6 protein-coding genes are annotated in these 6,397 nt (G+C 63.5%); 5 read left to right on the forward strand and 1 reads right to left on the reverse strand.

Going from position 1 to position 6,397, the window contains the following annotated elements:
• Nucleotides 1-132 precede the first annotated feature (132 nt).
• The 5 genes from EOA32_RS31375 to EOA32_RS31395 all read left to right on the forward strand — a co-directional run bounded on the left by EOA32_RS31375 (nucleotide 133) and on the right by EOA32_RS31395 (nucleotide 5,698).
• Entirely contained in the window at nucleotides 133-468 is a 336-nt protein-coding gene (locus tag EOA32_RS31375) for a DUF736 domain-containing protein (RefSeq protein ID WP_128373791.1), read from the forward strand.
• A gap of 3 nt (nucleotides 469-471) precedes the next feature.
• Nucleotides 472-1,245, forward strand: coding sequence for a lytic transglycosylase domain-containing protein (locus EOA32_RS31380; protein WP_128373787.1), 774 nt, complete (start codon nucleotides 472-474; stop codon nucleotides 1,243-1,245).
• 243 nt (nucleotides 1,246-1,488) lie between these two features.
• Nucleotides 1,489-3,228 (forward strand): VirD2 family relaxase/mobilization nuclease, encoded by a 1,740-nt coding sequence (locus EOA32_RS31385; protein ID WP_128373788.1) that lies wholly within the window; start codon nucleotides 1,489-1,491, stop codon nucleotides 3,226-3,228.
• Nucleotides 3,229-3,263: 35 nt separating this feature from the next.
• Nucleotides 3,264-5,249, forward strand: a complete 1,986-nt coding sequence (locus tag EOA32_RS31390; RefSeq protein WP_128373789.1) for a conjugal transfer protein TraG — start codon at nucleotides 3,264-3,266, stop codon at nucleotides 5,247-5,249.
• 5 nt (nucleotides 5,250-5,254) lie between these two features.
• Nucleotides 5,255-5,698, forward strand: a complete 444-nt coding sequence (locus EOA32_RS31395) for a CopG family transcriptional regulator (RefSeq protein ID WP_128373790.1) — start codon at nucleotides 5,255-5,257, stop codon at nucleotides 5,696-5,698.
• Between the two features lie 233 nt (nucleotides 5,699-5,931).
• On the opposite strand, the gene EOA32_RS31400 is transcribed toward EOA32_RS31395, so the two are convergent.
• Nucleotides 5,932-6,397, reverse strand: a 466-nt coding sequence (locus tag EOA32_RS31400) for a HipA domain-containing protein (RefSeq protein WP_145971410.1), incomplete at its 5' end; no start/stop codon positions are given.

Below are 6,397 nucleotides of genomic sequence, written 5' to 3' on the forward strand. Positions count from 1 at the left end.
CATTCCCGCTGTGGACCTACGGGAATGGCGACGGCCGCTTTGAACGGCGCGCGCCAATGCGGTGAGCGCGCGACCGGCGACGTCTCTGTCGCCGACCTCATCACCGCACCGTCACAAGAACAGGAGCCTGACATGCAGCAGATCGGAGAGTTCACCCATCAGAAGAATGGCTATTGCGGGCGCATCCATACGCTCAGCCTCAACCTCGACATCGCCATCGTGGCAGCAGAGGCAAGCGACACTGAAAATGCGCCTGACTACCGTGTCCATGCCGGCAATGAGGACGGTCCCGAGATCGGCGCCGGCTGGAAACGCTCCAGCGAGAAGGCCGGCGACTTTGTCTCGATCCAACTCGACGACCCCACCCTGGCGCAGCCGATACGCGCGAGCCTCTTTCGCAACGGCGACGACAAAACATTGTGGTCGCTGCACTGGTCGCGCCCGCGCGAGCGCGGCGAGAAGGAGTGAACGATGCGCGCTCGCCGTCAATCGACGAGCCGTCACAATGCGCCCGGGCCGCTTCAGGCTGCCCGGCGTATGGCTTGCTCCCTGCTTTGTGGGCTGTCCGTCGCAACGGCCTTGCCGACAACGGCGGTGGCGCAGGACCCGGCCTTCGCACGACCGTCCCAACGCGACCCGTTTGCCGCGCACATCAGCGAAGCCTCGCATCGCTTCGGCGTTCCGACCGCGCTGATCCGCGCCGTCATGCGCCAGGAGAGCGCGGGCGACGCGCGCGCCGTGTCCAGCGCAGGCGCCCGCGGCCTGATGCAGATCATGCCTGGCACATGGGACGATCTGCGCGCCCGCTGGTCCCTCGGTGCCGACCCCTTCGACCCTCGCGACAACATTCTGGCTGGCGCGGCATATTTGCGCGAGCTGCATGATCGCTTCGGCTCGCCGGGGTTTTTGGCCGCTTACAATGCGGGGCCCGCACGCTACGAAGCCTATCTCGCCGGGCGTCCGCTGCCGGCCGAGACTCGAGCCTATGTCGCAGCGCTTGCTCCGCTCGCGCGAGGTCTGGCGACCGCTCGCCCTTTCGCCTTCGCCTCCGCCACGGCAATACCCTGGAAGCATGCCGCGCTCTTTGTGCGCCGGCCGGATCGCGCGCCACCGGTCGGCTTCGCGGCCGCCGGCCGGCCGCTGAACAACCCTGTCTCTGAAACAATCGTGCGCGATGGATCCGGGATCGCGCCGCCGTGGGCGGGCCTCTTCGTGGCGCGGACGGGCGAAGGGATGAAGCCATGACCACGCGCCATCCTTTTCGCGCAATCGCGGGTTCCAGCGCACCATGGCGTGCATGCAGGCGGGAGGCACCCAGACCAACCGGGAGATGGCTAGATAAAAGCGCGCACATTGCGCGTTGGCCGGTCGCTAGGTTTTTTCGGGTTCCGAGGCGCGATGCGCACATTGCCGCCGTTGGTCGCAATGTGCGTCGCACATTCAAGGCTTTGTATCCGCACCGACTTTTCCACATTGCGGGGCAGCGACATGGCTGGTGAGCGCGAGTTCCGCATTCGACCCGGCCGGATTCGCTCCAACCGCGCTCAAGCTGCGCGACCGTTTATTGCACAGGCGTTGGCGGCGGCGAGGAAGGCGGGCGGCAGCATCTCTCGTTCCGGTCGAATCAGCCCTGGCAACGGATCGCGCTTCGGCCGGGGTCGGGTCGCCAACGTCCAGGCCAACCGTCTGCTGACAGGCCGTTCCCGCGTCACGGTAATTAAGACCCGCGTCGTCCGCCATTCCACGCGCGCCGTGCCGCTGGCTGTCCACCTCAGTTACCTGCGGCGCGAGGGCGTCACCCGTGACGGAGAACATGCACGCATGTTCAGCTCCGGAACCGACGATGCGGATGTCAAGGATTTCGCTGAGCGCTGCGGTGACGACCGTCATCATTTCCGCTTCATCGTCTCGCCCGAGGACGCCATCGACATGACTGATCTCAGATCCTTCACCCGCGAGCTGATGAGACAAATGGAGAAGGATCTGGGCACGACGCTCGATTGGATCGCGGCTGACCACTGGAACACCGACAATCCCCACATCCATATCATCCTGCGCGGCCGCGCGGATGACGGGCAGGACCTCGTGATCTCGCGAGACTACATCAAGCAAGGGATGCGCGCGCGTGCCGCCGATCTCGTGACGCAGGAACTCGGCCCCCGTTCCGATCTCGACATCCGCCATAATCTGGAGCGCCAAGTCGGCGCCGACCGCTGGACACAACTTGACCGGCAGCTGCTACGCGACGTCCCCGACACGGGCGTCATCGATCTTGCTCCGGGTGCTCATGGCCAACCTGACGAATATCACGTGCAGAAGGTCGGCCGCCTGCGCAAGCTACAGGCCCTTGGCCTTGCCAGCCAGGTTGCGCCAGGCCAATGGGTGATCGATGACAAGGCCGAGGCGACCCTGCGCGAACTCGGTGAGCGCGGCGATATCATCAAGCGGATGCACCGTGCGCTCGCCGAGCAGGACATCGAGCGCGGCTCGGCCAGTTACGTTCTGGCAGCCGAAAACATCGACGCTCCCGTCGTGGGCAGGCTGCTCGACCGCGGTCTCGACGACGAGCTGAGCGGGACTGCCTATGCCGTGGTCGACGGCGTCGACGGACGCACGCACCACATCAGACTGGCCGATCTGGACGCAGCGGGAGACAGCGACCCCGGATCGATCGTGGAGCTACGCAAATTCGATGATGCGCGAGGCCGACAGCGAGTTGCGCTCGCGGTCCGCTCTGATCTTGGCGTGCATGAGCAGGTCACCGCAATGGGAGCAACCTGGCTCGATCGCCAAGCCATCGCTCGCGAGCCCGGCCTCTTGGGCTCGGGTGGCTTCGGCGCCGAAGTGGATCGGGCCATGGAACAGCGGGCCGATCACCTGGTCGGGGAGGGCCTCGCGAAGCGTCAAGGCGGACGCATTGTTTTCAACCGAGACCTGATCGAGACGCTGCGCCGCAGGGAACTCGAACTCGTTGGCGAGAGGCTCGCAGCCGAGACCGGACAGCCCTTCAATCGAGCCGGCTCGGGCGATTTTGTTGCAGGCTGCTATCGCCAGCGCTTGTCGCTCGCCTCCGGACGCTTCGCCATGATCGACGAAGGCCTCGGCTTCCAACTCGTGCCCTGGAGCCCCTCCCTTGAAAAACATCTCGGCCGGCACGTCTCCGGTGTCGCCCGCGGTGACGGCGGCATCGATTGGAGCTTTGGCCGCAAGCGCGGGCTCGGTCTCTGACGGGAGGAAGAACAACAGGAAGAAATGAGCTCGCCATGTCCGCCACGAAAATCCTCTGGGGTCAGATCCTCACCGTCTTCTTGATCGTCCTGTCGACGACCTGGATGGCGACGCAGTGGACCGCCTGGAGGCTCGGCTTCCAGGCCGGGCTCGGCCCGCCGTGGTTCGAGCTCGCCGGCTTGCCGGTCTATTATCCGCCAGCGCTGTTCTGGTGGTGGTACTTCTACGACGCCTATGCCCCGAATCTCTTCGTGGAAGGCGGATTGATCGCCGTTTCCGGCGGCTTTCTCTCGATCGTGGTCGCGATCGGCATGTCGGTGTGGCGCGCTCGCGAGGCCAAAAATATCGTAACCTACGGTTCGGCGCGGTGGGCCGAGAGGAGGGAGGTGGAAGCTGCGGGGCTGCTTGGCGCGGACGGTGTGGTGCTTGGACGCTACGATCGCCACTACCTCCGCCACGACGGGCCCGAGCATGTGCTTTGCTTTGCCCCAACCCGATCGGGCAAGGGCGTCGGGCTGGTGGTGCCTTCGCTGCTGACCTGGCCGGACTCTGCGATCGTCCACGACATCAAGGGCGAAAACTGGCAACTCACCGCCGGATTCCGTGCCCAGCATGGGCGTGTGCTGCTCTTCGATCCGACCAATTCGCAATCGTCCGCCTACAATCCCCTCCTGGAGGTCCGTCGCGGCGAATGGGAGGTTCGCGATGTCCAGAACATCGCCGACATTCTGGTCGATCCGGAAGGAAGCCTGGAAAAACGCAACCACTGGGAAAAGACCAGCCACGCGCTGCTGGTCGGTGCGATCCTTCATGTCCTCTATGCCGAGAACGACAAGACGCTCGCCGGCGTCGCCGCTTTCCTTTCGGATCCGAAGCGCCCGATCGAGGCCACGCTTGCCGCTATGATGAAGACTGCGCATCTGGGAAATGCCGGCCCGCATCCCGTGATCGCGAGTGCCGCGCGCGAGCTTCTCAACAAATCCGAGAACGAGCGGTCGGGCGTACTGTCCACCGCGATGTCGTTCCTAGGCCTCTACCGCGATCCTGTTGTCGCCGAGGTGACCAGGCGCTGCGATTGGCGCATCAGCGACATCGTCGGCGAGAGGCAGCCGGCGACGCTCTATCTCGTCGTGCCACCTTCAGACATCAATCGGACCAAGCCGCTTGTTCGCCTCATCCTCAACCAGATCGGACGTCGATTGACGGAAGACCTGAAGACAGGGACGAGCCGCCGCCGGTTGTTGCTTATGCTGGATGAGTTTCCAGCCCTTGGCCGCCTCGACTTCTTCGAGAGCGCGCTAGCCTTCATGGCGGGTTACGGGCTGAAGAGTTTTCTCATCGCGCAGTCGCTGAACCAAATCGAGAAAGCCTACGGGCCGAACAACTCGATCCTCGACAATTGTCATGTGCGCGTGAGCTTCGCCACCAATGATGAAAGGACCGCCAAACGTGTCTCCGACGCGCTCGGTACGGCGACCGAAATGCGGGCGATGAAGAATTATGCCGGCCATCGGCTCTCGCCATGGCTCGGACACCTGATGGTGTCGCGACAGGAGACCGCCCGTCAGTTGCTGACCCCCGGCGAGATCATGCAGCTTCCTCCTGCCGACGAGATCGTCATGGTGGCCGGCGTGCCACCGGTCCGGGCGAAGAAGGCGCGCTACTATGAGGATGTTCGTTTCAGGGAACGCATTCTGTCGCCGCCCGAGCTGACCCGATCCGAAAAGACCCGTCCTGACGACTGGAGCTGCTTGCCGATCCTGGTGCAGCCTGGGATGGCGGACGGTCCCGGGATGCTGCGGTCGGGCGATGATCCGACCGAATCCGAGCGGCGCCAACAACCCGAACTCAACCGATTGCCGCCGGTTGAGAAAACAGCTGCGATCGAAAATGAGTTCGAGCTCGATCGGGCCGACGATGATGGAGACGATGATGCTGTCCGCAATCGTCGCCTGGCTCGCCTCGTGCAAGGCGTGGCGCGGCAGGTTTCGCTCGACCCCGACGATGGCATGGAATTGTAGGCGTCATGATCAGTCGAAAGAAGAAGGCGCAGATCTCCGTTTATCTCGATCAGACCATTCTGAAGATGCTCTCGGACTATGCGGCACGGCGCGAACAATCCCAGTCGATGATCGCAGAGGCCGCGATCGCTTCATTCCTGTCGCCGGACGCGGAAGAGCGTCGCGAGGCGGCGATCGCCAAACGCCTCGACCAGGTCGACAGGCGGCTCACCCGTCAGGAGCGCGATATCGGCATCGCGGTCGAGACCCTGGCAGTATTCGTCCGCTTCTGGTTGGCGACCACTCCTTCCTTGCCCGAACAGGCCGCGCTGGCCGCGCGCGCCAAGGCTGCCGAACGGTACGAGGCTTTCGTTGCGGCGTTGGGCAGGCGCCTGGCCAAGGGACCGAAACTGCGGCAGGAGATTTCGGAAGACATCGAGCCAGTGGACGTCGAGAAGAGGCAGTCTTAGCCGCGGCGCACGATACCGGTGTGGCCGCACCGCGGGATCTTGGCGCTGTTGAGTCTAACTTTCGCGTATTTGAAATACGCGAAAGTTGGAGGTGCCAGTCGCTGGTATGGCCACTGCTTCGAGACTCTGCGCAGTCTTTGCCCATGCCCGGTGCATGGCTTGCGCTGATGATGTCGATGTGGAATGCCGATCGGGTAGCCTGAATTTCTTGTCTGAGCGTCCATAGAGCTTGATCAGTGGGTCTCAGACAGAAGCATCGCGCGCTTGGCTATTGCCGACCTGACCGACTCGACGAGTTGCGCGGGAAAGTGACGCGGCAATTTGGAAATCACGACCTCGGCCCGCCTCTCAGCATTTCCGGCAATATCTTCGACGATTTTGCGCATCAGGGATGTCCCCACGCCTGCAACCTGGGCGGTCTGCAGGAAATGGCGGGGCATAATCTCCTGCATCGAATAGTGCCGGCTCTTGCCGACGGACATCGCCAGCTTGAATTTCTTGCGAGGGATTTGCCCGGCATCGAGGCTGGGCTGCGCGGTCAGCACGTCGTAGAGCGGCGTCATGCGAAAACGGCCGCCTGGACTTAGAAAAATGCTGAAATTCTTGGCGTGGCCATCGGTCGCGCCGATCAGCCAGAATACGATGCAAGCCCGCAGAAAAACCGCTATGTCGTCTTCGGGCCGGTCGCTGCCCTTCAGA

The sequence above is a fragment of the Mesorhizobium sp. M1A.F.Ca.ET.072.01.1.1 genome (genome assembly GCF_004023325.1).
GTDB lineage: Bacteria > Pseudomonadota > Alphaproteobacteria > Rhizobiales > Rhizobiaceae > Mesorhizobium.